This is a genomic window from Streptomyces sp. NPDC051020 (genome assembly GCF_040683105.1).
Classification (GTDB): Bacteria; Actinomycetota; Actinomycetes; order Streptomycetales; family Streptomycetaceae; genus Streptomyces.
Genome location: NZ_JBFBCG010000067.1, coordinates 17,892 through 41,124, shown reverse-complemented (window position 1 = coordinate 41,124; position 23,233 = coordinate 17,892). Strand labels below are relative to the sequence as shown.

Below are 23,233 nucleotides of genomic sequence, written 5' to 3'. Positions count from 1 at the left end.
GTCGCCCCGATACGACCGGTATCGGGGCGACCCTCCGCCTTGCGATCGCACGCACCAGACGCCGCCCGGCCCGCCCTACGGGCGGACGACGCTACTTTCGAAACACGCCCTACAGCCCCGGGATGCGGCCGTTGCGGAAGAGGTCCACGAAGATCTGGTGGTCGGCCCGCGCCCGAGCCCCGTAGCTGTGCGCGAAGTCCACCAGCAGTCCGGCGAAGCCCTCCTCGTCCGCCGCGATCGCCGCGTCGATGGCCCGCTCCGTGGAGAACGGCACCAGCGAGTGGCCGCTCTCGTCGTCAGCGGCGGAGTGCATCGTCGCCGTCGCCCGGCCGAGGTCGGCGACGACCGCCGCGATCTCGTCGGGCTCATCGATGTCGGACCAGTCCAGGTCCACCGCGTACGGCGAGACCTCGGCGACCAGCTGACCGGCACCGTCCAGCTCGGTCCATCCCAGCCACGGGTCGGCGTGCGCCTGCAGGGCGCGCTGGGAGATGACCGTGCGGTGCCCTTCGTGCTGGAAGTAGTCGCGCACGGCCGCGTCGGTGATGTGCCGGGAGACCGCCGGGGTCTGCGCCTGCTTGAGATAGATCACCACATCGTTCTCCAGGGCGTCGCTGTTGCCCTCCAGAAGGATGTTGTACGAGGGCAGCCCGGCCGAGCCGATACCGATGCCGCGCCGGCCGACGACGTCCTTCACCCGGTACGAGTCGGGGCGGGTCAGGCTCGACTCGGGCAGCGTCTCCAGATAGCCGTCGAACGCCGCCAGCACCTTGTAGCGCGTCGCCGCGTCCAGATCGATCGCGCCGCCGCCGTCCGCGAACCGGCGCTCGAAGTCCCGGATCTCCGTCATCGAGTCGAGCAGCGAGAACCGGGTCAGCGACCGGGCGTCGCGCAGCGCGGCCAGCAGCGGCCCCTCGGCGGTGTCCAGGGTGAACGGGGGCACCTCGTCGTTCTTCGCGCCTGTTGCGAGCGCTTGGATCCGCTCGCGGTAGGCCGCCGCGTAGACCCGGACGAGCTCACTGATCTGGTCGTCGCCCAGCGCCTTCGCGTACCCGATCAGGGCGACGGAGGCGGCGAACCTCTTGAGGTCCCAGGTGAACGGGCCGATGTACGCCTCATCGAAGTCGTTCACATTGAAGATCAGCCGGCCGTTCGCGTCCATGTACGTGCCGAAGTTCTCCGCGTGCAGATCGCCGTGGATCCACACCCGGCCGGTCTGGTCGTCCAGGTACGGCCCGCCGTGCCGCTCCCGCTCCAGGTCGTTGTAGAACAGGCATGCCGTGCCCCGGTAGAAGGCGAACGCCGAGCCCGCCATCTTGCGGAACTTGACCCGGAAGGCAGCCGGATCGGCGGCCAGGAGCTGGCCGAAGGCGGTGTCGAAAACCTCGAGAATCTGCTCCCCGCGCTGCGCTGCGCCGGACTGCGCCTCCGACATTTCTGGGTGCCTCCTGGTACCTGGCGTGCATGACAAAAGGGACGGGCGTCTCCGTCCCCTCAACGCGCGACGCTACCCGGGAGTGCCCCTCGGTTGTCAGACCGGAGACGTAGACTTCCACGCTGTCGCCCCAGTCCGTCATTGCTTGTTTCCCCGGAGGCCCGACCCGTGACCAAGCCGCCTTTTACGCACCTTCACGTCCACACCCAGTACTCGCTGCTGGACGGTGCCGCGCGGCTCAAGGACATGTTCGCTGCCTGCAATGAAATGGGCATGTCGCACATCGCGATGACGGACCACGGCAACCTGCACGGGGCGTACGACTTCTTCCACCAGGCGAAGAAGGCCGAGGTGACGCCGATCATCGGCATCGAGGCCTACGTCGCCCCGGAGTCGCGCAAGCACAAGCGGAAGATCCAGTGGGGCCAGCCCCACCAGAAGCGCGACGACGTCTCGGGTTCGGGTGGCTACACCCACAAGACGATCTGGGCGGCGAACAATACCGGTCTGCACAACCTCTTCCGGCTCTCCTCGGACGCGTACGCCGAGGGCTGGCTGCAGAAGTGGCCGCGCATGGACAAGGAGACCATCGCCCAGTGGTCCGAGGGGCTGATCGCGTCCACCGGCTGTCCGTCCGGTGAGGTGCAGACGCGGCTGCGGCTCGGCCAGTTCGACGAGGCGGTCCAGGCGGCCTCCGACTACAAGGACATCTTCGGCGAGGGCAAGTACTTCCTGGAGCTGATGGACCACGGCATCGAGATCGAGCGCCGGGTCCGTGACGGACTCCTCGAAATCGGCAGGAAGCTCGGCATCCCGCCGCTCGTGACGAACGACTCGCACTACACGTACGCCGGCGAGGCCGCCGCGCACGACGCGCTGCTCTGCATCCAGACCGGCAAGAACCTCTCCGACCCCGACCGTTTCCGGTTCGACGGCACGGGCTACTACCTCAAGACGACGGACGAGATGTACGCCGTCGATTCCTCCGACGCCTGGCAGCAGGGGTGCGCCAACACCCTGCTGGTCGCCGAGCAGATCGACACCAGCGGGATGTTCGAGAAGCGCGACCTGATGCCGAAGTTCGACATCCCGGACGGCTTCACCGAGGTCACCTGGTTCCAGGAGGAGGTCCGGACCGGTATGAACCGGCGCTTCCCCGGCGGCGTCCCCGAGGACCGGCAGAAGCAGGCCGAGTACGAGATGGACGTCATCATCCAGATGGGGTTCCCGGGGTACTTCCTCGTTGTCGCCGACTTCATCATGTGGGCCAAGAACAACGGCATCGCGGTGGGCCCCGGGCGTGGCTCCGCGGCCGGTTCGATCGTCGCGTACGCGATGGGCATCACCGACCTCGACCCGATCGAGCACGGACTGATCTTCGAGCGGTTCCTCAACCCCGAGCGTGTCTCCATGCCCGATGTCGACATCGACTTCGACGAGCGTCGGCGCGTCGAAGTGATCAGGTACGTGACGGAGAAGTACGGCGCCGACAAGGTCGCCATGATCGGTACGTACGGCAAGATCAAGGCCAAGAACGCGATCAAGGACTCCGCCCGCGTCCTCGGCTATCCGTACGCGATGGGCGACCGGCTCACCAAGGCCATGCCCGCCGACGTCCTCGGCAAGGGCATCGACCTCTCCGGAATCACCGACCCCAAGCACCCGCGGTACAGCGAGGCGGGCGAGATCCGGGGGATGTACGAGAACGAGCCGGACGTCAAGAAGGTCATCGACACCGCCAAGGGTGTCGAGGGGCTGGTCCGGCAGATGGGTGTGCACGCCGCCGGTGTGATCATGTCCAGCGAGCCCATCGTCGACCACGCCCCGGTCTGGGTGCGGCACACCGACGGCGTCACCATCACGCAGTGGGACTACCCGCAGTGCGAGTCGCTCGGCCTGCTGAAGATGGACTTCCTCGGCCTGCGCAACCTCACGATCATGGACGACGCCATCAAGATGGTGAAGGCCAACAAGGGCATCGACCTGGAGATGCTCGCCCTTCCGCTGGACGACCCCAAGACGTACGAGCTGCTCTGCCGCGGTGACACGCTCGGCGTCTTCCAGTTCGACGGCGGCCCGATGCGTTCGCTGCTGCGCCAGATGCAGCCCGACAACTTCGAGGACATTTCCGCCGTCTCGGCCCTGTACCGGCCGGGCCCGATGGGCATGAACTCGCACACGAACTACGCCGAGCGCAAGAACGGCCGCCAGGAGATCACCCCGATCCACCCGGAGCTGGAGGAGCCGCTCAAGGAGACGCTCGGCCTGACCTACGGCCTGATCGTCTACCAGGAGCAGGTGCAGAAGGCCGCCCAGATCATCGCCGGGTACTCGCTCGGCGAGGCCGACATCCTGCGCCGCGTGATGGGCAAGAAGAAGCCCGACGAACTGGCGAAGAACTTCGTGCTCTTCCAGGCGGGCGCCAAGAAGAACGGCTTCTCCGACGCGGCGATCCAGGCACTGTGGGACGTACTGGTCCCGTTCGCCGGGTACGCGTTCAACAAGGCGCACTCCTCCGCGTACGGACTGGTCACGTACTGGACCGCGTACCTCAAGGCGAACTACCCCGCCGAGTACATGGCGGCGCTGCTGACCTCGGTCAAGGACGACAAGGACAAGTCCGCGGTCTACCTCAACGAGTGCCGCCGCATGGGCATCAAGGTGCTCCCGCCCAACGTCAACGAGTCCGAGTCGAACTTCGCCGCCCAGGGCGACGACGTCATTCTCTTCGGGCTGACGGCCATCCGTAACGTCGGACAGAACGTCGTCGACTCGATCATCCGGTGCCGCAAGGCGAAGGGAAAGTACAGCAGCTTCCCCGACTTCCTCGACAAGGTCGAGGCGGTGGTCTGCAACAAGCGGACCGTCGAATCACTGATCAAGGCCGGCGCCTTCGACGAGATGGGCCACACCCGCAAGGGCCTCGTTGCCCACCACGAGCCGATGATCGACAACGTGGTGCAGGTCAAGCGCAAGGAGGCCGAGGGACAGTTCGACCTCTTCGGCGGCGGCGAGGAGGACAGCGACGAGCCGGGCTTCGGGCTCGACGTCGAGTTCTCCGACATCGAGTGGGAGAAGTCGTACCTGCTGGCCCAGGAGCGCGAAATGCTCGGGCTGTACGTCTCCGACCACCCGCTCTTCGGTATCGAGCACGTGCTGACCGACAAGTCCGACGCGGCGATCTCCCAGCTCACGGGCGGCGAACACGCCGACGGGGCGATCGTCACCATCGGCGGCATCATCTCCGGACTCCAGCGGAAGATGACCAAGCAGGGCAACGCCTGGGCCATCGCCACCGTCGAGGACCTGGCCGGTTCCATCGAGTGCATGTTCTTCCCGGCCACGTACCAGCTGGTCTCCACCCAGCTCGTCGAGGACACCGTCGTCTTCGTCAAGGGGCGGCTCGACAAGCGCGAGGACATTCCGCGGCTGGTCGCCATGGAGATGCAGGTCCCCGACCTCTCGTCGACCGGGACCAACGCACCGGTGGTGCTCACCATCCCGACGGTCAGGGTCACCCCGCCGATGGTCGCCCGCCTCGGCGAGGTGCTCAGCAATCACCGTGGCAACACCGAGGTACGGATCAAGCTCCAGGGCCCCCGCAAGACCACCGTCCTCCGGCTCGACCGGCACCGGGTCCAGCCCGACCCGGCGCTCTTCGGTGACCTGAAGGTGCTGCTCGGCCCGTCCTGCCTGGCCGGCTGAGCGGCTGCCCGCACGAGAGAGGCGCCCCGCGATGCGGGAGCGCCTCTCTCGGCTACCGGCCTGTGGCCGGGCCGGAGTTGGCCGGTCAGTTGTGGCCGAAGCGCCGCTGCTGCTTACGGGCAACATCAGCAGGGCTGCCCTGGGCTTGCGACTGGGACTGGGTCTGCGACTCCGTCGACTTCGTCTCCTCCGAGCCGCGCTCCGGTATGGACGCGCGGTTCTGCTGGTTGCCCTGCTTGCGGTTCTTGTTCTTGGCCATGGTGTTCCTCCTGTGCGGAATCTCGGGGCCAGGACCGCTGTCAGATTCACATACCGGCATATACAGCGCATGTTGGATCATTACCGTGCGTAATGAAGGGGTATCATGCGCCGTTTTCCGCTTCCGCCACGCCGATGATCGAGTTCCGGCCGTCAACCCTCGCGCCGTCGGGCAGACTTCGAGGAAACCCTGAGCAGAACCCATTCCCGAATTCCGGAAGAGGGTGGAACGCGTGGACCGTTGCGTCGTCCTGGTGGACGCCGGCTACTTGCTGGGCGCAGCCGCGAGTCTGCTGGCGGGAGAGCCCGCCCGTTCCCGCATCACCGTCGACCATGCGGCACTGATTCAGGGCCTGCGCGAGCGAGCCGAAGCCGATACGGAGCAGCCGCTGCTGCGGATCTACTGGTTCGACGGTGCCCCCGACCGCGTACCGCAGCCCGAACACCGCAGATTGCGCGTCATGCCCAGGGTGACCGTAAGGCTCGGTGCGCTCACACGCAGCGACGGGCGCTGGGCGCAGAAAGGCGTCGACGCCGCCATGCATGCCGAACTCACCGAACTGGCCAGGAACCGCGCCTGCTCCGATGTCGTCCTGGTGACCGGCGACGGCGATCTGCTGCCCGGACTGATGTCCGCGAAGGAACACGGCGTGGCTGTCCATCTCTGGGCCGTGCAGGCCGCCGACGGCGACTACAACCAGTCCGAGGATCTGGTCGCCGAGGCTGACGAACGCCGGGTGCTCGACCGGGCCTGGATCACCCAGGCCGTGCGGGCCAAGGACAACGGCGGCAGCTGCGCCCCGCCCCCCGCACCCCGCCCCGAGATCGCCGCGATCCTCTCCGCGCCGCTGCCCGAGGCAGCGCTCGCCGCCTCCGCCGAACGCGCCTCGGAGGCCCAGGCGGCCGCGGCCCGCAACGGCGCGGCGGCAGCCGCCGGCGAGGACACCGCGCAGGCCCCGGCCGCGCACGGCGGCAAGGGTGTACCCACCCCCAAGGATCTGGCGGGCACCCTGCGCGGCCCCGGCGCCCCGATCGCCGCCGCGCAGCCCGTGGCGCAGCCCCCGGCGACCGCGACCCTGCGCTGGTCCTCAGACAAGGGCTGGATGGAGCGCGGCGGACCGCTCGGCGAACCCGCCGAGACCGCCTCGCTGCCCACTCTCGCCCAGCTCACGTCCGCCGAGCAGCGCTGGGCGGACCGTGAGGAGGACATCACCACGGTCGGCGGTGACCCGTTCGAGGTGGGTCAGGTCTTCGCCCGGCGCTGGATGGAACGGCTGCCGGACACCGTCCATCTGCAGAAGCTGTCCACCATGTACCCGCGGATCCCCCACCGCATCGACGGCGAGCTGCTGCGGTACGCGGCGCGGTTCGGCCTGCTCGCCCACAAGGACGACCAGATCGACGAACACGACCGATACGCGATCCGGGCGGGTTTCTGGCGCGAGATCGACGTACGCGCGGCAGCCGAACACGCCCCCGCGGTGGAGTAGTCCGGCAGCCCGGGCGCAATAAGAGGCATCCGACCCCGTACCCTCGTACCTCGTGAGTACGGGCACAGCACAGGCGCAGACGGCGACCGGGACCGTGTGCGCGGTGCGTGATCTGGTCAAGACCTATCCCGCCGCCCGCGGCCGCCGCGGCACACCCGCCACGCCCGAAGTGCGCGCGACCGACGGGATCAGCCTCGACGTCCGACGCGGTGAGATCTTCGGACTTCTCGGTCCCAACGGCGCGGGCAAGTCCACCCTCGTACGCCAGCTCACCGGGCTGATGCGGCCCGACTCCGGCAGCGTCGAGATGCTCGGGCACGACCTCGTGCGCCACCCCGAGCGGGCCTCCCGGCTGATCGGCTACCTCGGGCAGGAGTCCACGGCCCTCGACGAGCTGACCGTTTCGCTCGCCGCCGAGACCACCGGGCGGCTGCGCGGGCTCGCGGTACCGGAGGCCCGCGCCGGGCGCGACGCCGTACTGGAAGAACTCGGCCTCACCGACATCGCGGCGCGCCCCCTGAAGAAGCTCTCCGGCGGGCAGCGGCGGCTCGCCTGCTTCGCCGCCACCCTGGTCGGGGAGCGGCCGGTCCTCATCCTGGACGAGCCGACCACCGGGATGGACCCCGTCGCCCGGCGCGCCGTCTGGGCCGCCGTCGACCGGCGCCGCGCCGAGCACGGTACGACGGTGCTGCTGGTCACCCACAACGTCATCGAGGCCGAGACCGTCCTCGACCGGGTCGCTGTCCTCGAACGCGGCAAGGTCATCGCCTGCGACACGCCCACCGGCCTCAAGGAACGGGTGGCGGGCGAGGTCCGGGTCGAACTGGTGTGGCGCGACCGCGCGCCGCTGGACGTTCCCGAGGTGGCCGCGCTGCGGGAGTCCGCGCAGGAGTCGGGGCGCCGTTGGGTGCTGCGACTCGGGCCGGACGAGGCGCGGGCGGCGGTCGCCACGGTGACCGGCGGGGCCGCGTTCGCCGCACTTGACGACTTCACTCTGGCGACACCGAGTCTGGAGGACGTCTACCTGGCGCTCGGCGGGGACGCTACGCAGGGACTGGTGAAGGCATGACCACGGCGATCGGGTACGGATGTACGGCCGGGCGGGGACCGAACGGGGGCAGCACACGGTGACGAGCATTGTTCCTGCGGACGCGGCCGGTGCTCGAACGACGGCCGGAAGCGGTTCTCCCGCCGAGGCCGGGACCGAGGACCGCCTCGATGGCGCTGTCGCGCCGCTGGCGCCGCGGGCCCGGCTGATTCCCTCGCTCGCGGCCGTGTACCGCGCCCAGCTGTCCCGGGCCAGGGTCGCCCGGATCCCGCTGCTCTTCGTGGCGACCTTCCAGTCCGTCGGGATCATGATCCTGATGCGCGGGGTCGTCGACGGCGGCTCCGAGGCACGGGCCGTCGTAGCCGGATCCAGCGTTCTCGTCGTCGCCTTCGTCGCGCTCAATCTGCTCGCCCAGTACTTCGGGCAGCTACGGGCCGGCGGCGGGCTCGATCACTACGCCACTCTGCCGGTACCGCCCGCCGCCGTGGTGCTCGGTGCAGCGGGGGCATACGCCTCCTTCACGGTGCCCGGCACGATCGTCACCGCGGTCACCGGGAGCGTGCTCTTCCAACTGCCGATGGCCCATCTGTGGGTGCTCGTCGCCGTCATTCCGCTCGCCGGGGCAGCGCTGTCCGGGCTGGGCGCCGCGCTCGGACTGCTCGCGCCCCGGCAGGAGCTCGCCACACTGCTGGGACAGCTCGGCATGTCGGCGGCGCTGCTGCTGGGGGTGCTGCCGGCCGCCCGGATGCCCGCGCCGATCGGCTGGGCGCGCGATCTGCTGCCCTCGACGTACGGGGTCGAGGCCCTGTCGCGGTCGTTCGACGCGCATCCCGACTGGGCGGTCGTCGTCCTCGATCTTGCCGTCTGCGCCGTCGTCGGTGTCCTCTCACTGGCCGTGGCGACCTGGGCGTACCGCAGGGCAGCGGTCCGGTGAGGCGCGGCACGGGGGCGCCTGGCACGATGGCACGGTGAGCGCACCTCTGACACCGCCCGACCAGCCTTCGCCCCATGACTCCTGGCAGACGCCGCCGAAGGGCGGTGGCTCCGGTCCCGGGACTCTCCTGGGGTCTCAGGAGGAGCGCGATCCGCGGGCGGATCTGCGGCGGGCGGCCGTCGTCGTCGTCCTGCTGACGGTGGCCGGCCTCGGGCTCGGACTGCTGTGGCTGTGGCTCTCGCCGCGGGTGCCGCTGATCTCCGACAGTCAAGCGGTCTTCCTCAAGGACAGCGAGGGCGAGGAGGCGATCGGGAGCGACGGGACGTTTGTGCTGCTCGCGCTCGCGTTCGGGGCGGTGTCCGCGGCGCTGGCCTTCTGGTTCCGCCGGCGTGGCGGGATCGCGCTGGTCGTGGGGCTCGCCCTGGGCGGGCTGCTCGGGTCGCTGGTGGCCTGGGGGGTGGGCGTCTGGCTCGGACCGGAACGTGATGTGGTCGCCCATGCACGGGAGGTCGGCAAGGGCGTGGTGTTCGATGCGCCGCTCGACCTGCATGCGAAGGGTGCGTTGCTGGCCTGGTCGGTGGCGGCGATGGTCGTTCATCTGGCGCTGACCGCGGCGTTCGGGCCGCGGGATCCGGAGCCGGAGTGGGGAGTCTGGGAGGTGCCGGGGGCTGGGCCGGGGGGTGCGGGTTCGGCGGGGCCGTCTCCGTCCTCGCCTTCGTCCTCGCCGCCGCCTCCGACGGAGCCGTAGGGAGCGGGGCGGGTGGGGCTACGGGGGTAGGGCCGCTGCGCGGGGCCTCAGCCCACCCCGCCCCTTCCCGCTGCTGGGGCTCTGCCCCGGACCCCGGTCCTCAATCGAAGGACGGGCTGGAGGGGACGCCGGGCTGGAGGTGCCCCGGGGCTGCATGTGACCCTGAGCTGGAAGCGCCCCCGGGGCTGGATGTGACGTCGGGCCGGAAGTGACCTGGGGTTGCGAACGCCCCTGGGATGGGAAGCGCCCCCGGGCCGCGCTTGCCCCTGGGCTGAGAGTGCCCCGGGGCCGCGTGGGCTACGCCCGGGCGATGGCCGCGAACACCGCCCCCGTCAGCGAAGCCAGATCCGTCGGGGCCAGTTCCACCTCCAGGCCGCGGCGGCCCGCCGATACGCAGATCGTCTCGTGGGACTGCGCCGACTCGTCCAGCACCGTCGGCAGCCGCTTCCGCTGGCCCAGGGGGGAGATGCCGCCCCGTACATAGCCCGTCGTGCGTTCCGCCGCCGCCGGGTCCGCCATCGCGGCCCGCTTGCCGCCGACCGCCGCTGCCAGGGCCTTCAGGTCCAGGGAGCCGGCCACCGGGACGACCGCCACGGTCAGGGTGCCGTCCACGTCGGCCACCAGGGTTTTGAAGACCCGGTCGGGGGAGACGCCCAGCGCCTCCGCCGCCTCCTCACCGTACGAAGGGGAGGCCGGGTCGTGCTCGTAGGAGTGGGTCGTGAAGGGGGTGCCCGCCGCAGTCAGGGCGACCGTCGCCGGAGTGCCGCCGGAGCCGGACTGCTGGTGCTTCTTCGGCTTCTTTGCCACGGGGCAGGGTCCTCGCATCAGTTGGGGTGGGTCGGTGCCCGGGTCAGGTCGACTGCGGGCAGGGACGGGAGATGCCGGAGGACGGCCGTCTCGGAGCGCAGGAGCATCAGTTCCTCGCGCAGGCGCGTCGCCGTGTCCGGGGCCTGCAGCAGTCGCTGCTTCGACGGGATGTCGAGGACCGCGGCGGCGGCCACCAGGTACGAGACGACCGACGGGTCGTCCGGCAGTTCCGCGCCCGTCGTCAGGGAACGCTCGCTCGCTCCGGCCAGTCGCTTCTGGTAGCTGCGGAATGCCCGCAGTACGCCCTCGGCGAGCGCGCCCGCCTCGTCGCCGGCGTCCTCGGCGAGCTCTTCGACCTCGGCCGTCAGGTAGGGGCCGCTCGCGTCGACCGAGAGCAGCTTGACCCGGGTGGTGCCGGTCGCCAGGACCTCGAAGCTGCCGTCCGCGCGTTCCCGGATCTTTGCCGCGTCGGCGACACAGCCGACCCGGTGAAACGTCTGGATCGGGTCGGGGCCGAAGCCGTCCGCGGGACCGCGCTCGATGGCGGAGGGCACCGTGGTGGCGTCCGGCATTCCGGCGGCGGTGGGAGCGATCTCGCGGCCGTCGCGGATCGCCACGACGGCGAAGCGGCGCGGTTCGTCCTCATCGGACTTCAGCAACTCGCGCATCATGGCGCGATACCGCTCCTCGAAGACGTTGAGCGGCAGCACGAGGCCGGGGAACAGCACCGCGTTCAGCGGGAAGAGGGGCAGACGAGCGGTGGTCACAACGGTCAAGCGTAATGGCCGCGCGACCCGCCGTGGTCGGCCCGGTACCGCAAAGGCATCCCGGATGCCACCTGGAGGCGTACCCCGTCCCGCGCGTCCAGGAACTGGCCGAGCGGATCGTCGGAGACCGGCGACCACGGGAACGACGTCGCATGGGGTCCGATCAGCCGGAACTGTTCCAGCGCCTCTTCCCAGCGACCCCGGACGATCAGTACGTACGCCAGCAGATTGCGGACCTCGGCCGGCCACGGATCCCCCGGCTCGTACGTGGCGGACAGCGCGATCGCCAGATCCGCGGCCCTGTCGATCCGCTCCTCCAGCATCGATGTGGTCCGCGCCTCGGAGCCGGCGCTCAGCAGCGCGAACGCGGCCCGCACCGGCAGCGCCTGCACCAGCGAGCTGGGCAGCGAGTCCTCGGCGGCCTGTTCGGCGAAGTCGAAGCACTCGCGGTGCGAGCCGAACCAGGCGGCGGAGAGGTACTGCAGCGCCGCGACATGGCATCCGTAGTGGTGCGAGGAGCGCCGGACGGCCTGCTCCCACAGCGCCTCGAAGGCGGTGTGCGGAGCATGTGTGCCGCGGGCGTGGTCGAGCGCGAGCCGCCAGGGCACCGGGTCGCGCGGATCGCTCTCGGCCGCCGCGGTGATCTGTGGTGCCACGCCGCGCAGCTGCTCGGCGCGGGCCGGCGACTCCCAGGCCCGCCGGACCGCCAGTTCGGCCTTGACGAGCAGTGCGTCCGGGTCGTGCGGGGCGGCGGCGAGCCAGTCGGTCAGCCAGCTGTCGCGGTGGCGGGCGAAGGTGACGAGCCGGCCGAGGTAACGGTCGCGGTTCTCCCATTCGGCGGCGTCCCGGGTGGTGGCGAGAAGCTTGGCGGCCGGCTCGTACTCTCCGAGGGCGGCGGCGACGAGCGCGGGGGAGAGCCGCTCGTCGGGGGCGTCGAGCAGCACCTCATCGTCCGCGGGCAGTCCGGCGGACAGCTGTGGCGCGTGCCTGATCATGCGCGCGGTACGGAGCAGGGCGCGAAGGAATGACATGGTGCAGATCATTGAAAAGCGCTGGTCGAGGCGGCGCCAGAGGGGCACTGTGAAGCTTTGGTGCCGAGTGCCTGGGTTGCTCTGAGCGGGGTCAATAAAATGTAAAGGATGGGGTGGAATCTGGCTTGATTATTCCGCTCCGGATTGGTGTCCGTGCTGGTCGGCCGGGGGAGACCGGTCGTCGGAGTGTCCGCCGGGCCCTTGTCTGCGGGCCGAGGGCGGCCCGTCCCGGCCGTGCCCGGTCAGCCGCGGCGCAGCAGCCGGGACGCGCCCGCCGCCACCGTCGTGGCCAATATCCACCCCAGCAGCACCAGCGCGGCCGCCGCCCACTGCCAGCCGCCCTCCATCCGCCAGTACCCGTCCTGCCCGAGGTTGATCACGGGCACCAGCAGATCCAGCGCGTACAGCGCCGCGTTCCACTTCGGGTGCTCGTCCCGCTTGATCGCCGCCGGCTCGTACTGCGAGAAGGCCACCGTCCCGGCCGCCCACAGCACCGCCATCCACACCGCGGCCCGCCCGGGCCGGTAGCCGTACGCCACCGTCCAGTCCTGCAGGATCCCCCACAGCTTCGCGGCGGGCGGCAGCGTCTCGCGCCGGCGCCGCTGCTTGGCGAGCAGCACCTCGCGGGCGTCCGCGTCCTCCCCGCAGTTGCGCAGCACCGTCGCCAGCCGTTCGTACGGCTCCGGTACGTACTCGGGGGTCGCCGCCGCCAGCCAATCCAGGCGGCGGGAGAGCGGGAAGTGCCCGTACGGGACGAGGTTCTCGTAGACGAAACCGCCCATCGCGAGCCCGCCCGGCCCCGGCCAGCTGGTCGACACGTCGATCAGCGTGACGACCTTCGCGCCGTTGAGCACGACCCGGCCCTCCTCCGGGCGCTCCGCGTTGAACCGCAGCTCCGGGGTGACGATCCGGCGCAGCGACAGTTCCTCGGGGGGCGCCAGCACGAACCTGGCCTTGTGCAGGTCGACCGCGTCACCGAACCGCCCGTCGTCCAGCCGTACCCCGCCGCGGCACTCGAAGACCTGCGCTCGGGTGCCGTGCGCCGGGGCCTGGGCCATGACGATGCCGTACGGGGGAGTGGTGCCCAGGTTCCCCGTGTCGACGCTGACCCACGCCTCGGTCATGTACAGCGTCCGCTCCACCGTCAGCTGCGGGGCGTTGAGTGCGCGCCGGCCACGCCCCGCCCGCAGCCGGCTGCCGCGCAGACTCAGCGAACCGCCGACCTTCGCACCACGCAGACTCAGCTCGCCACGTGTCTCGACCATCTCCGCCTGCAGGTCCTGCGCGACCGTCAGACCGTCCCCGGCGAGCGCCCGGCCCTGCCGGTCGGCCCCGAGCTCGATCTGGTTCAACAGCAGGTCGGTGCCGATATGAGCGTCGGTGAGCCGGATCCCGCGCTCGATCCGGCAGCGTGGCAGATGCAGATCGCCCTCGGTGCGCAGCCGCGCTGCCTCCAGCCGCGGCATCGCGCAGCCGACCATCCGCAACGTCGTGAAGTGACACTCCGGCAGCACCACCTCCTCCTCGAAGCGGCAGCCCGTCAGCTCCACGTACGGAGCGACACGTCCGCCCGCGAGATCGAGGGTCCCGGTGATCCGTATGCCCCGGAGCTTCAGCGCGGCGACCCGTCCCGGCCGGGCGGGCGGCCCGCTCAGCAGCAGCCGGGCGACCACACGGGCGTCCACACTGCGCTCGGCGCCCCAGGCCGTCGGCGCGAACGGGTCGTCCCGCATCGGGTCGCGGGCGCGCAAATCGTAGGTGCTGCCGTTCCGGAACGCCCGCCACATGCCCAGTTCCGCCACGCCGAGGCTGTCCGGGATCTCGCTGTCCTGCGGTTCGGTCACCGGGGCCCCTTCCGCTTGCAGCTGTGAGACCGACCGGCATGCCGGTCGGTCTTATTCCCTGTGTGTTCCCTCTGGGTGACGGTGTGAACGCCGGCGGTCAGGAGTGGCCGGGAGTAGTCGGCCGTGACGGCCGGGGCATGTATCAGCCAGTGATACGGGCGAACTGCCGTCGGAGGCGGTCTGAGAGAATTGGGGTGTGATCTCTCGAATCGATCTGCGCGGCAATGCCCTTCCCGAGGGCGGCGACCTGCGCGACCTGCTGCCCCGAGCCGAGTTCGACGTGGAAGCCGCTCTGGAGACGGTGCGCCCCATCTGCGAGGACGTACGCCATCGTGGCTCAGCGGCAGTGATCGAGTGGGGAGAGAAATTCGACGGCGTACGGGTCGACTCGACCCGGGTCCCGGCCGCGGCCCTGTCCGAGGCGCTGGACCGGCTCGACCCCGCCGTACGGGCTGCCCTGGAGGAGTCGATCCGCCGCGCCCGCCTCGTCCACCACGAGCAGCGCCGCACCACGCACACCACGCAGGTCGTCCCCGGCGGTACCGTCACCGAGAAGTGGGTTCCCGTCGAGCGCGTCGGGCTGTATGTGCCGGGCGGGCGCTCCGTCTACCCGTCCTCCGTGGTGATGAACGTCGTACCGGCGCAGGAGGCGGGTGTCGAGGGCATCGCCGTCGCCTCCCCGCCGCAGAAGGGGTTCGGCGGCCTGCCGCACCCCACCATCCTCGCCGCCTGCGCCCTGCTCGGCGTCGATGAGGTGTACGCCGCCGGTGGCGCCCAGGCCATCGCGATGTTTGCGTACGGAACGGCCGAATGTCTCCCGGTGAACCTCGTCACCGGTCCCGGCAACATCTACGTCGCCGCCGCCAAGCGCCTCCTCAAGGGCCGCATCGGCATCGACGCCGAGGCCGGACCCACCGAGATCGCGATCCTCGCCGACTCCACCGCCGACCCGGTGCACGTCGCCGCCGACCTGATCAGCCAGGCCGAGCACGACCCGATGGCCGCCGCCGTCCTCGTCACCGACTCCGAGGAACTGGCCGCCGCCACCGAGGCCGAGCTGAAGCCGCAGATCGCCGCGACCAAGCACGTCACCGACCGGATCGAGCCCGCACTGGCCGGCCGCCAGTCCGCGATCGTCCTGGTCAACGATCTGGAGGACGGTCTCAAGGTCGTCGACGCGTACGCCGCCGAGCACCTGGAGATCCAGACCGCCGACGCCGCCGCCGTCGCCGACCGGGTCCGCAACGCCGGAGCGATCTTCGTCGGCCCGTGGGCCCCGGTCTCGCTCGGCGACTACTGCGCCGGCTCCAACCACGTCCTGCCCACCGGTGGCTGCGCCTGCCACTCCTCGGGCCTGTCCGTGCAGTCCTTCCTGCGCGGTATCCACATCGTCGACTACACGCGCGACGCGCTCGCCGAGGTCACCCACCATGTCGTGACCCTCGCCGAGGCGGAGGACCTCCCCGCCCACGGCGCCGCTCTCAAGGCCCGTTTCGCCGAAGGCGAACTCGACGAGCGCAGCGGCTGGAAGGTTCCGCAGCAGTGACGAACAGCAACACCACCCGTATCGACGACCTGCCGATCCGGGACGAGCTCCGCGGTCAGTCCCCGTACGGCGCGCCCCAGCTCGACGTGGCCGTACGGCTGAACACCAACGAGAACCCGTACCCGCTCCCCGAGGCGCTCGTCGACCGCATCGCCGAGCGCGTCCGCGAGGCCGCCCGCGACCTCAATCGCTACCCCGACCGGGACGCCGTCGAACTCCGTACCGAACTGGCCCGCTACCTCACCCGCACCGCCGGGCACGAGGTCGGTCTCGCCAACGTCTGGGCGGCCAACGGCTCCAACGAGGTGCTGCAGCAGCTGTTGCAGACCTTCGGCGGACCCGGACGCACCGCGATCGGCTTCGAGCCCTCGTACTCGATGCACGGCCTCATCGCGCGCGGCACCGGCACCGGCTGGATCTCCGGACCGCGCAAGGACGACTTCACGATCGATGTCGACGCGGCCTGCGAGGCCATCGCCGAGCAGCGGCCGGACATCGTCTTCATCACCTCGCCCAACAACCCCACGGGCACCGCCGTCGACGCCGACACCGTCCTCGCGCTGTACGACGCCGCCCAGGCCGCCAGGCCCTCGATGGTCGTCGTCGACGAGGCGTACGGCGAATTCAGCCACCACCCCTCGCTGCTCCCGCTGATCGAGGGCCGGCCCAACCTGGTGCTCTCGCGCACCATGTCGAAGGCGTTCGGCGCCGCCGGTCTGCGGCTCGGCTACCTCGCCGCCGACCCGGCCGTCGTGGACGCCGTCCAGCTGGTGCGGCTGCCGTACCACCTGTCCTCCGTCACCCAGGCCACAGCGCTCGCCGCCCTGGAGCACACCGACACGCTCCTCGGATACGTCGCGCAGCTCAAGAGCGAGCGCGACCGGATCGTCACCGAACTGCGCGCCCTCGGCTTCGACGTGACGGACTCGGACGCCAACTTCGTCCAGTTCGGCCGCTTCGCCGACAGCCACACCGCCTGGCAGCAGATCCTCGACCGGGGCGTCCTGGTCCGGGACAACGGCGTACCGGGATGGCTGCGGGTCTCCGCAGGAACCCCGGCAGAGAACGACGCGTTCCTCGACGCGGTACGCACGCTTGTAAATGAGTTCGCCAAGAAGGAGCACGACGGATGAGCCCCCGCGTAGGCCGCGTGGAACGCACCACCAAGGAAACGTCCGTGCTCGTCGAGGTCAACCTCGACGGCACCGGAAAGGTCGACGTGTCGACCGGGGTCGGCTTCTACGACCACATGCTCGACCAGCTCGGCCGCCACGGCCTCTTCGACCTCACGGTCAAGACCGACGGCGACCTGCACATCGACACGCACCACACGATCGAGGACACCGCCCTCGCCCTCGGCGCCGCCTTCAAGGAGGCGCTCGGCGACAAGGTCGGCATCTACCGCTTCGGTAACTGCACCGTCCCGCTGGACGAGTCGCTCGCCCAGGTCACCGTCGACCTCTCCGGCCGCCCCTACCTGGTGCACACCGAGCCGGAGAACATCGCGCCGATGATCGGCTCGTACGACACCACGATGACCCGGCACATCCTGGAGTCGTTCGTCGCCCAGGCGCAGATCGCCCTGCACGTCCACGTCCCGTACGGCCGTAACGCCCACCACATCGTGGAGTGTCAGTTCAAGGCGCTCGCCCGCGCCCTGCGGTATGCCTGTGAGCACGATCCGCGTGCTGCCGGAATTCTTCCTTCCACGAAGGGCGCGCTGTGACCGGCCTCAACACCATTCTGATCGTCCTCGGCCTCTTCCTGGCCGGTGGCGTCTACTCCTTCTCGAAGCAGAAGATGCCCAAGGGCGTCATCGTGCTGCTCGGGTTCGCATCCGTGATGAGCCTGGTCGCAGGTGTCATGCGGATCCAGGGTCTCTGGGACTGAGGGAGCGACCTGTGAGTGAGAAGAAGAAGGTCGTCGTCTTCGACTACGGCTTCGGCAACGTCCGTTCCGCCGAGCGCGCCCTCGCCCACGTCGGCGCGGACGTCGAGATCACCCGCGACTTCGACCGGGCGATGAACGCCGACGGGCTGCTGGTGCCCGGCGTCGGCGCGTTCTCCGCCTGCATGGAGGGGCTGAAGAAGGCCCGCGGTGAATGGATCATCGGCCGCAGGCTCTCCGGCGGCCGGCCTGTGATGGGCATCTGCGTCGGCATGCAGATCCTCTTCGAGCGCGGCATCGAGCACGGCGTGGAGACGGAGGGCCTCGACGAGTGGCCCGGCACCGTCGCCCCGCTGAAGGCCCCGGTCGTCCCGCACATGGGCTGGAACACCGTGCGGTCCCCCGAGGACTCCGAGCTCTTCGCGGGTCTCGACCCCGAGGCCCGGTTCTACTTCGTGCACTCGTACGCGGTGCACGACTGGAGCCTCGAAGTCACGAACGCCAGAATCCGCGCCCCCCGGGTCACCTGGGCCACCCACGGCGAGCCGTTCGTCGCCGCCGTGGAGAACGGCGCCCTGTGGGCCACCCAGTTCCACCCCGAGAAGTCCGGCGATGCCGGCGCCCAGCTGCTGACCAACTGGATCGGAACACTCTGATGTCCACCACGCTTGAGCTCCTCCCCGCCGTCGACGTCCGCGACGGCCAGGCCGTCCGGCTCGTGCACGGCGAGTCCGGCTCCGAGACCTCGTACGGGGACCCCCTGCAGGCCGCCCTCGCCTGGCAGAGGGCGGGCGCCGAGTGGCTGCACCTCGTCGACCTGGACGCCGCGTTCGGCACCGGTGACAACCGGGCGCAGATCGCCGAGGTCGCCCGCTCCATGGACATCAAGGTCGAGCTGTCCGGCGGCATCCGTGACGACGCCTCGCTCGCCGCCGCTCTTGCCACCGGCTGCACCCGGGTCAACCTCGGCACCGCCGCGCTGGAGACCCCCGAGTGGGTCGCCAAGGTCATCGCCGAGCACGGCGACAAGATCGCCGTCGGCCTCGACGTCCGCGGTACGACGCTCCGCGGCCGCGGCTGGACCCGCGACGGCGGCGACCTCTACGAGACCCTCGCGCGCCTCGACTCCGAGGGCTGTGCCCGCTACGTCGTCACCGACATCGCCAAGGACGGCACGCTCCAGGGCCCCAATCTGGAGCTCCTGAAGAACGTCTGCGCCGCCACCGACAAGCCCGTCGTCGCCTCCGGCGGCGTCTCCTCGCTGGACGACCTGCGGGCGATCGCCTCGCTCGTGCCGGACGGTGTCGAGGGCGCGATCGTCGGCAAGGCGCTGTATGCGAAGGCGTTCACCCTCGAAGAGGCGCTGCAGGTGGTCTCCGGATGACCGACTCCGTCAACCGCATCTCCTCCGGCGCCCCCTGGGAGGACAAGTTCGGCTACTCCCGCGCGGTGCAGCTGCCGAACGGGCTGGTCCTGGTCGCCGGCTGCACGTCGATCGTCAACGGACAGATCTCCGCGGGCGGCCCGTACGAGCAGGCCGTCGCCTCCTTCAAGGTCGCCTTCGACGCGCTGAAGCAGGTGGGGCTGGGCCGCGAGGACGTCGTCCGTACCCGGATGTACCTCACGCATGCCCGGGACGTGGACGAGGTCGGCCGCGCCCACAAGGAGCTGTTCGATGACGTCCGTCCCGCCGCTTCCATGATCATCGTCTCCGGTTTCGTCGACCCCAGCCTGGTCGTCGAAGTCGAGATCGAGGCCTACCGGGAAGGTGCGCAATGAGTCTCGCGGTACGTGTCATCCCGTGCCTGGACGTCGACAACGGCCGGGTCGTCAAGGGTGTCAACTTTCAGAACCTGCGCGACGCGGGTGACCCCGTCGAGATGGCCAAGCTGTACGACGCCGAGGGCGCCGACGAGCTGACCTTCCTCGACATCACCGCGTCCAGCGGCGACCGGGAGACGACCTACGACGTGGTGCGCCGCACCGCGGAGCAGGTCTTCATCCCGCTCACCGTCGGCGGCGGTGTCCGTACGGCCGACGACGTCGACAAACTGCTGCGGGCCGGCGCCGACAAGGTCGGTGTCAACACCGCGGCGATCGCCCGCCCGGACCTCATCCGTGAGATCGCCGAGCGGTTCGGCCGGCAGGTCCTCGTCCTGTCCGTCGACGCCCGGCGTACCCCCGCGGGCACCTTCGAGGTCACCACGCACGGCGGCCGCAAGGGCACCGGTATCGACGCCGTCGAGTGGGCGCACCGGGCCGCCGAGCTGGGCGCGGGCGAGATCCTGCTCAACTCGATGGACGCCGACGGCACGAAGGACGGCTACGACACCGAGATGATCGCGGCGGTCCGCACACACGTCACCGTCCCCGTCATCGCCTCCGGCGGCGCGGGCCGGCTCGCGGACTTCGCGCCGGCCATCGCGGCGGGCGCCGACGCGGTGCTCGCCGCGTCCGTCTTCCACTTCGGTGACCTGCGGATCTCCGAGGTCAAGGGCGCGCTCAGGGAAGCCGGACTCCCGGTCCGCTGACCGCGGAGTCATCGATCGCCGGACGGAGCCGATATGCGGTTCCGTCCGGCGATCGGCGTTCTGCGGTCCGTCACCTGTCCGATCGTGGCAGTCATGCACGAAACAATGCAACTTTTATTGCGCAATAAATATTGTGCAAGTTTTCTTTCCTGTCTACGGTGTGGGGCATGGCAAGCAATGAACCGCGCCGGGTCTCGGATCTGGAGACCTTGAAGGCGTTCGGGCACCCCCTGCGGATGAAGCTGTACCGAGCGCTCTACATCTCCCGGAGAGCCACCGCCTCCCAGCTCGCCGAGCAGGTCGACGAGGCCGTCTCACTGGTCAGCTATCACCTGCGCAAGCTCGCCGACCACGGCCTGATCGAGGAGGCCGAGCAGCAGGGCAAGGACGGCCGCGAGCGCTGGTGGCAGCCCGCATCGAAGGGGCTGAACTTCCACGACGAAGACTTCAGCGACGCGCCCGAGAAGGTCGCCACGCATGCCGCTGTCGGCAGGCTCTCCTTCGACCAGCACATCGAGCTGTACCGCCGTTACCTCGACTCGGCCCAGAGCTGGTCGCCGAAGTGGCGCAGCGCCGCCTCCAGCTCCGAGTACCTGGCCCGGCTCACCGCCGACGAACTGGCCGCGCTCAACCGAGAGGTGCACGAGGTGATCGACCGGTACGAGGAGGCCGGCCGGGCCCGCGACGAGGCGGGGGACACCGAAGGGCGCGAGAACGTCGCCATGCACCTGTACTCATTCCCGTTCCGGACCTGAGCCTGCCACCCGAGAGGACGCCCCTCATGACTGTCACCGTCACGGCCACGAGCGCTCCCGAACGCCCCGCCCACCGCGACGGCAACGTCCTGCGCTGGCTCGGCGCGTACACCGCGTCGATGGTCGGCGACAGCGTCTACTACATGGCGCTCGCCTGGGCGGCCACCCGCACCGGCACCGCCTCGCAGGCCGGATTCGTCCTCGCCGCCGGATCCGTACCCCGGGCCGTGCTGATGCTCGGCGGGGGAGTCCTGGCAGACCGGTTCGGGCCCCGTCGTCTCGTCATCGGCAGCGACGCCACGCGCTGCCTGGTCGTCCTGGGCCTGGCCGGCGTCCTGCTGTTCACCTCGCCCGCCCTGTGGATGCTGATCGCCGTCGCACTCGTCTTCGGCGCGGTCGACGCGCTCTTCCTGCCCGCCGTGGGAGCTCTGCCGCCCAGGATCACGACCGCCGGACAGCTGGCCCGGATCCAGGGACTGCGCGGACTCGCCACCCGTACCGCCAATGTGGTCGGCGCACCGCTGGGCGGGGTCGCGGTGGCGCTCGGCGGACCCGTGCTCGCATTCGCCGCGGCCGGGGTGCTCTTCGCCGTCTCACTGCCCCTGCTCGTCTTCGTACGGATCGCGCCCCTGCCCGACCAGGACGGTGCCGAATCTCCCGGCACCGCATGGCGCGAACTGGCTGATGGGGTGCGCCACATCCGGCGCCATCCACTGCTCGGGCCGCTCGTGCTCTGCCTCGCCACCAGCGAGCTGGGTTTCGCGGGCCCGCTCAACCTCGGGCTGATCCTGCTTGCGAAAGAGCGCGGCTGGGGCGCCTCCGGCATGGGCTGGATCGTCGCCGCCTTCGGTATCGGCGCCGGCGCCGCGGCCCTGCTGCTCGCGGTCCGCGGGCGACTGCCCCGCGCCGGGCTCATCATGTGCCTGACCGTGCTGGTGGGGGCGGTCGCCATCGGGGCGCTCGCCTACGTGCCGTCGGTGGCCCTCGCCGCCGCCGTCGGCGTCCTCGTCGGACTGTTCGCCGGGCTGGGCGGGTCGCTGTGCGGGGCCCTGATGCAGTCCGCCACCGACCCCGCCTATCTGGGGAGGGTCACCTCGGTCTCGACGCTCTTCACCCACGCCGTCGCACCGCTCAGTTACCCGGTGACCGGCGCGGCCGTCGCCGCCTGGGGCACCGGCCCGGTCTTCGTCGTCAGCGCGGCGCTGTGCGGGGCGGGGGCCGTGGTCGGCCTGCTGTTCACCCGACTGCGCCGCGCGGAACTGCCGCACTGAGACCGACCGGCAATTGGGGGGTGGGCCGCGTACGGCACGCCGCCGGGCACCGGCGGCCGTGCGAACCGTCGTCCTACATGCCGAGCTCCGCCGTCCGCAGCCGGGCCACCGCCTCCTTGTCGCCCTCGACCTCCACCCGGGCCGCGTCCTGCCGCCCGGACGCGAAGAGCAGCAGTTCGCCCGGCTCGCCGGTGACCGTCACCACCGGAGTGCCCTTGTGCGCCACCACGGTCTGCCCGTCCGGGCGGCGCAGCACAAGACCCACCGGCGCCTTGCGCCCCATCAGCCGCGCCGCCTTCTCCATACGCGACCAGAGCGCATCGGCGAAGACCGGGTCCAGCTCCCGCTGCGACCAGTCGGGCTGCGCCCGGCGCACGTCCTCGGCGTGGATGTAGAACTCCACCGTGTTGGCCGCCTCGTCCAGCTGCTTCAGCCCGAACGGCGACATCCGGGGCGGCCCCGTACGGATCAGCTGGATGAGTTCCTCGTACGGCTTCTCGGCGAACTCGGCCTGCACCCGTTCGAGCCGGATCTTCAGCGGGCTCAGCACTAGCCCGGCCGCCGCGTCCGGTCGGCGCTCGCGCACCACGACGTGGGCCGCCAGGTCCCGGGACGTCCAGCCGTGGCACAGGGTGGCGGCTTCGGGACCGGCCGCCTCCAACAGGTCGGCAAGCAGAAGTCGTTCGCGCTTCGCATGGGTCGACATGCCCGCCAGCGTACGACCGTGTCCCGCAGTCCGCCCAGTGGACGCCTCACGGAACCGCCCTCGCGGCCACGGCAGAATGGGACCCATGACCAGCATGCCCGCGCCCAGCACCCCGCCCGCCAGCAGCCTGGACCCCGCCGTCGCCGCCCGCCTCAAGCGCGGCGCCGACGGCCTCGTCCCGGCCATCGCCCAGCAGTACGACACCGGTGAGGTGCTCATGCTCGGCTGGATGGACGACGAGGCCCTGCACCGCACCCTGACCACCGGCCGCTGCACCTACTGGTCGCGCAGCCGCCAGGAGTACTGGGTCAAGGGCGACACCTCGGGCCACATCCAGGTGGTCAAGTCCGTCGCCCTCGACTGCGACGCGGACACCGTCCTCGTCAAGGTCGACCAGACGGGTGCCGCCTGTCACACCGGTGACCGGACCTGCTTCGACGCAGACGTACTCCCGCTGGGACAGTAGGGTC

At 70.4% G+C, this 23,233-nt stretch carries 23 protein-coding genes; 16 read left to right on the top strand and 7 right to left on the bottom strand.

Going from position 1 to position 23,233, the window contains the following annotated elements; all coding sequences use genetic code 11:
• Positions 1–109: 109 nt before the first annotated feature.
• Positions 110–1,435 (bottom strand): DUF2252 domain-containing protein, encoded by a 1,326-nt coding sequence (locus tag AB0N06_RS28965; RefSeq protein WP_366137627.1) that lies wholly within the window; start codon positions 1,433–1,435, stop codon positions 110–112.
• 168 nt (positions 1,436–1,603) lie between these two features.
• Between AB0N06_RS28965 and dnaE the strand changes: the two genes are divergently transcribed.
• The gene (gene dnaE, locus AB0N06_RS28960; RefSeq protein WP_366137626.1) at positions 1,604–5,140 is read left to right on the top strand and encodes a DNA polymerase III subunit alpha; all 3,537 of its coding nucleotides are present in this window, start codon (positions 1,604–1,606) and stop codon (positions 5,138–5,140) included.
• Between the two features lie 85 nt (positions 5,141–5,225).
• Here the strand turns inward: dnaE and AB0N06_RS28955 are convergent, their stop codons facing one another.
• Positions 5,226–5,399, bottom strand: coding sequence for a hypothetical protein (locus AB0N06_RS28955; RefSeq protein WP_366137625.1), 174 nt, complete (start codon positions 5,397–5,399; stop codon positions 5,226–5,228).
• Positions 5,400–5,622: 223 nt separating this feature from the next.
• Between AB0N06_RS28955 and AB0N06_RS28950 the strand changes: the two genes are divergently transcribed.
• The 4 genes from AB0N06_RS28950 (at position 5,623) to AB0N06_RS28935 (ending at position 9,618) form a co-directional block, all read left to right on the top strand.
• The gene (locus tag AB0N06_RS28950) at positions 5,623–6,888 is read left to right on the top strand and encodes an NYN domain-containing protein (protein ID WP_366137623.1); all 1,266 of its coding nucleotides are present in this window, start codon (positions 5,623–5,625) and stop codon (positions 6,886–6,888) included.
• A 94-nt stretch (positions 6,889–6,982) separates the two neighbouring features.
• Positions 6,983–7,957: an ABC transporter ATP-binding protein gene (locus tag AB0N06_RS28945; protein WP_366137630.1), complete on the top strand. Its 975-nt coding sequence runs from the start codon at positions 6,983–6,985 to the stop codon at positions 7,955–7,957.
• A gap of 166 nt (positions 7,958–8,123) precedes the next feature.
• Positions 8,124–8,870, top strand: a complete 747-nt coding sequence (locus AB0N06_RS28940) for an ABC transporter permease (RefSeq protein ID WP_366137629.1) — start codon at positions 8,124–8,126, stop codon at positions 8,868–8,870.
• 34 nt (positions 8,871–8,904) lie between these two features.
• Positions 8,905–9,618, top strand: a complete 714-nt coding sequence (locus tag AB0N06_RS28935) for an ABC transporter permease (RefSeq protein WP_366137622.1) — start codon at positions 8,905–8,907, stop codon at positions 9,616–9,618.
• A 297-nt stretch (positions 9,619–9,915) separates the two neighbouring features.
• On the opposite strand, the gene ybaK is transcribed toward AB0N06_RS28935, so the two are convergent.
• The 4 genes from ybaK to AB0N06_RS28915 form a co-directional block, all read right to left on the bottom strand.
• Positions 9,916–10,425, bottom strand: a complete 510-nt coding sequence (gene ybaK / locus AB0N06_RS28930; protein WP_366137621.1) for a Cys-tRNA(Pro) deacylase — start codon at positions 10,423–10,425, stop codon at positions 9,916–9,918.
• Between the two features lie 17 nt (positions 10,426–10,442).
• Complete coding sequence (locus AB0N06_RS28925; protein ID WP_366137620.1) at positions 10,443–11,192, bottom strand: LON peptidase substrate-binding domain-containing protein; 750 nt, start codon at positions 11,190–11,192, stop codon at positions 10,443–10,445.
• Positions 11,193–11,197: 5 nt separating this feature from the next.
• A complete protein-coding gene (locus AB0N06_RS28920) occupies positions 11,198–12,235 on the bottom strand; it encodes a hypothetical protein (protein ID WP_366137619.1) in 1,038 nt (345 codons plus the stop codon).
• A 230-nt stretch (positions 12,236–12,465) separates the two neighbouring features.
• The gene (locus AB0N06_RS28915) at positions 12,466–14,067 is read right to left on the bottom strand and encodes an oxidoreductase (protein ID WP_366137618.1); all 1,602 of its coding nucleotides are present in this window, start codon (positions 14,065–14,067) and stop codon (positions 12,466–12,468) included.
• A 196-nt stretch (positions 14,068–14,263) separates the two neighbouring features.
• On the opposite strand from AB0N06_RS28915, the gene hisD reads away from it, so the two are divergent.
• The 10 genes from hisD (at position 14,264) to AB0N06_RS28865 (ending at position 22,057) form a co-directional block, all read left to right on the top strand.
• Complete coding sequence (gene hisD, locus AB0N06_RS28910; RefSeq protein WP_366137617.1) at positions 14,264–15,613, top strand: histidinol dehydrogenase; 1,350 nt, start codon at positions 14,264–14,266, stop codon at positions 15,611–15,613.
• Positions 15,610–16,746: a histidinol-phosphate transaminase gene (locus tag AB0N06_RS28905; RefSeq protein WP_366137616.1), complete on the top strand. Its 1,137-nt coding sequence runs from the start codon at positions 15,610–15,612 to the stop codon at positions 16,744–16,746. Before hisD ends, AB0N06_RS28905 begins: the two co-directional genes overlap by 4 nt.
• A complete protein-coding gene (gene hisB / locus AB0N06_RS28900) occupies positions 16,743–17,339 on the top strand; it encodes an imidazoleglycerol-phosphate dehydratase HisB (RefSeq protein WP_366137614.1) in 597 nt (198 codons plus the stop codon). The genes AB0N06_RS28905 and hisB overlap by 4 nt, the downstream gene beginning before the upstream one ends.
• Entirely contained in the window at positions 17,336–17,503 is a 168-nt protein-coding gene (locus AB0N06_RS28895) for a hypothetical protein (protein ID WP_366137613.1), read from the top strand. The genes hisB and AB0N06_RS28895 overlap by 4 nt, the downstream gene beginning before the upstream one ends.
• Before the next feature lie 11 nt (positions 17,504–17,514).
• Positions 17,515–18,156, top strand: coding sequence for an imidazole glycerol phosphate synthase subunit HisH (hisH, locus tag AB0N06_RS28890; protein ID WP_366137612.1), 642 nt, complete (start codon positions 17,515–17,517; stop codon positions 18,154–18,156).
• On the top strand, positions 18,156–18,884 hold the full coding sequence (gene priA, locus AB0N06_RS28885; RefSeq protein WP_037699035.1) for a bifunctional 1-(5-phosphoribosyl)-5-((5-phosphoribosylamino)methylideneamino)imidazole-4-carboxamide isomerase/phosphoribosylanthranilate isomerase PriA: 729 nt from the start codon (positions 18,156–18,158) through the stop codon (positions 18,882–18,884). The genes hisH and priA overlap by 1 nt, the downstream gene beginning before the upstream one ends.
• Positions 18,881–19,279, top strand: a complete 399-nt coding sequence (locus AB0N06_RS28880) for a RidA family protein (RefSeq protein ID WP_358857995.1) — start codon at positions 18,881–18,883, stop codon at positions 19,277–19,279. Before priA ends, AB0N06_RS28880 begins: the two co-directional genes overlap by 4 nt.
• Positions 19,276–20,031 (top strand): imidazole glycerol phosphate synthase subunit HisF, encoded by a 756-nt coding sequence (hisF, locus tag AB0N06_RS28875; protein ID WP_366137611.1) that lies wholly within the window; start codon positions 19,276–19,278, stop codon positions 20,029–20,031. The genes AB0N06_RS28880 and hisF overlap by 4 nt, the downstream gene beginning before the upstream one ends.
• Before the next feature lie 167 nt (positions 20,032–20,198).
• A complete protein-coding gene (locus AB0N06_RS28870) occupies positions 20,199–20,786 on the top strand; it encodes a helix-turn-helix domain-containing protein (protein ID WP_366137610.1) in 588 nt (195 codons plus the stop codon).
• Between the two features lie 26 nt (positions 20,787–20,812).
• Positions 20,813–22,057: an MFS transporter gene (locus tag AB0N06_RS28865; RefSeq protein ID WP_366137609.1), complete on the top strand. Its 1,245-nt coding sequence runs from the start codon at positions 20,813–20,815 to the stop codon at positions 22,055–22,057.
• 73 nt (positions 22,058–22,130) lie between these two features.
• On the opposite strand, the gene AB0N06_RS28860 is transcribed toward AB0N06_RS28865, so the two are convergent.
• Entirely contained in the window at positions 22,131–22,763 is a 633-nt protein-coding gene (locus tag AB0N06_RS28860) for a TIGR03085 family metal-binding protein (RefSeq protein ID WP_366137608.1), read from the bottom strand.
• A gap of 85 nt (positions 22,764–22,848) precedes the next feature.
• Between AB0N06_RS28860 and hisI the strand changes: the two genes are divergently transcribed.
• Positions 22,849–23,229 (top strand): phosphoribosyl-AMP cyclohydrolase, encoded by a 381-nt coding sequence (gene hisI / locus AB0N06_RS28855; protein WP_366137607.1) that lies wholly within the window; start codon positions 22,849–22,851, stop codon positions 23,227–23,229.
• The last annotated feature ends 4 nt before the right edge of the window (positions 23,230–23,233 follow it).

Excerpts from the sequence above, each read along its gene's own strand:
- AB0N06_RS28965 (WP_366137627.1), bottom strand. The coding sequence starts at position 1,435 with ATGTCGGAGGCGCAGTCCGGCGCAGCGCAGCGCGGGGAGCAGATTCTC.
- AB0N06_RS28955 (WP_366137625.1), bottom strand. The coding sequence starts at position 5,399 with ATGGCCAAGAACAAGAACCGCAAGCAGGGCAACCAGCAGAACCGCGCG.
- AB0N06_RS28920 (WP_366137619.1), bottom strand. The coding sequence starts at position 12,235 with ATGATCTGCACCATGTCATTCCTTCGCGCCCTGCTCCGTACCGCGCGC.
- hisB (WP_366137614.1), top strand. The coding sequence starts at position 16,743 with ATGAGCCCCCGCGTAGGCCGCGTGGAACGCACCACCAAGGAAACGTCC.
- priA (WP_037699035.1), top strand. The coding sequence starts at position 18,156 with ATGTCCACCACGCTTGAGCTCCTCCCCGCCGTCGACGTCCGCGACGGC.
- AB0N06_RS28880 (WP_358857995.1), top strand. The coding sequence starts at position 18,881 with ATGACCGACTCCGTCAACCGCATCTCCTCCGGCGCCCCCTGGGAGGAC.
- hisF (WP_366137611.1), top strand. The coding sequence starts at position 19,276 with ATGAGTCTCGCGGTACGTGTCATCCCGTGCCTGGACGTCGACAACGGC.
- AB0N06_RS28870 (WP_366137610.1), top strand. The coding sequence starts at position 20,199 with ATGGCAAGCAATGAACCGCGCCGGGTCTCGGATCTGGAGACCTTGAAG.
- AB0N06_RS28865 (WP_366137609.1), top strand. The coding sequence starts at position 20,813 with ATGACTGTCACCGTCACGGCCACGAGCGCTCCCGAACGCCCCGCCCAC.
- AB0N06_RS28860 (WP_366137608.1), bottom strand. The coding sequence starts at position 22,763 with ATGTCGACCCATGCGAAGCGCGAACGACTTCTGCTTGCCGACCTGTTG.
- hisI (WP_366137607.1), top strand. The coding sequence starts at position 22,849 with ATGACCAGCATGCCCGCGCCCAGCACCCCGCCCGCCAGCAGCCTGGAC.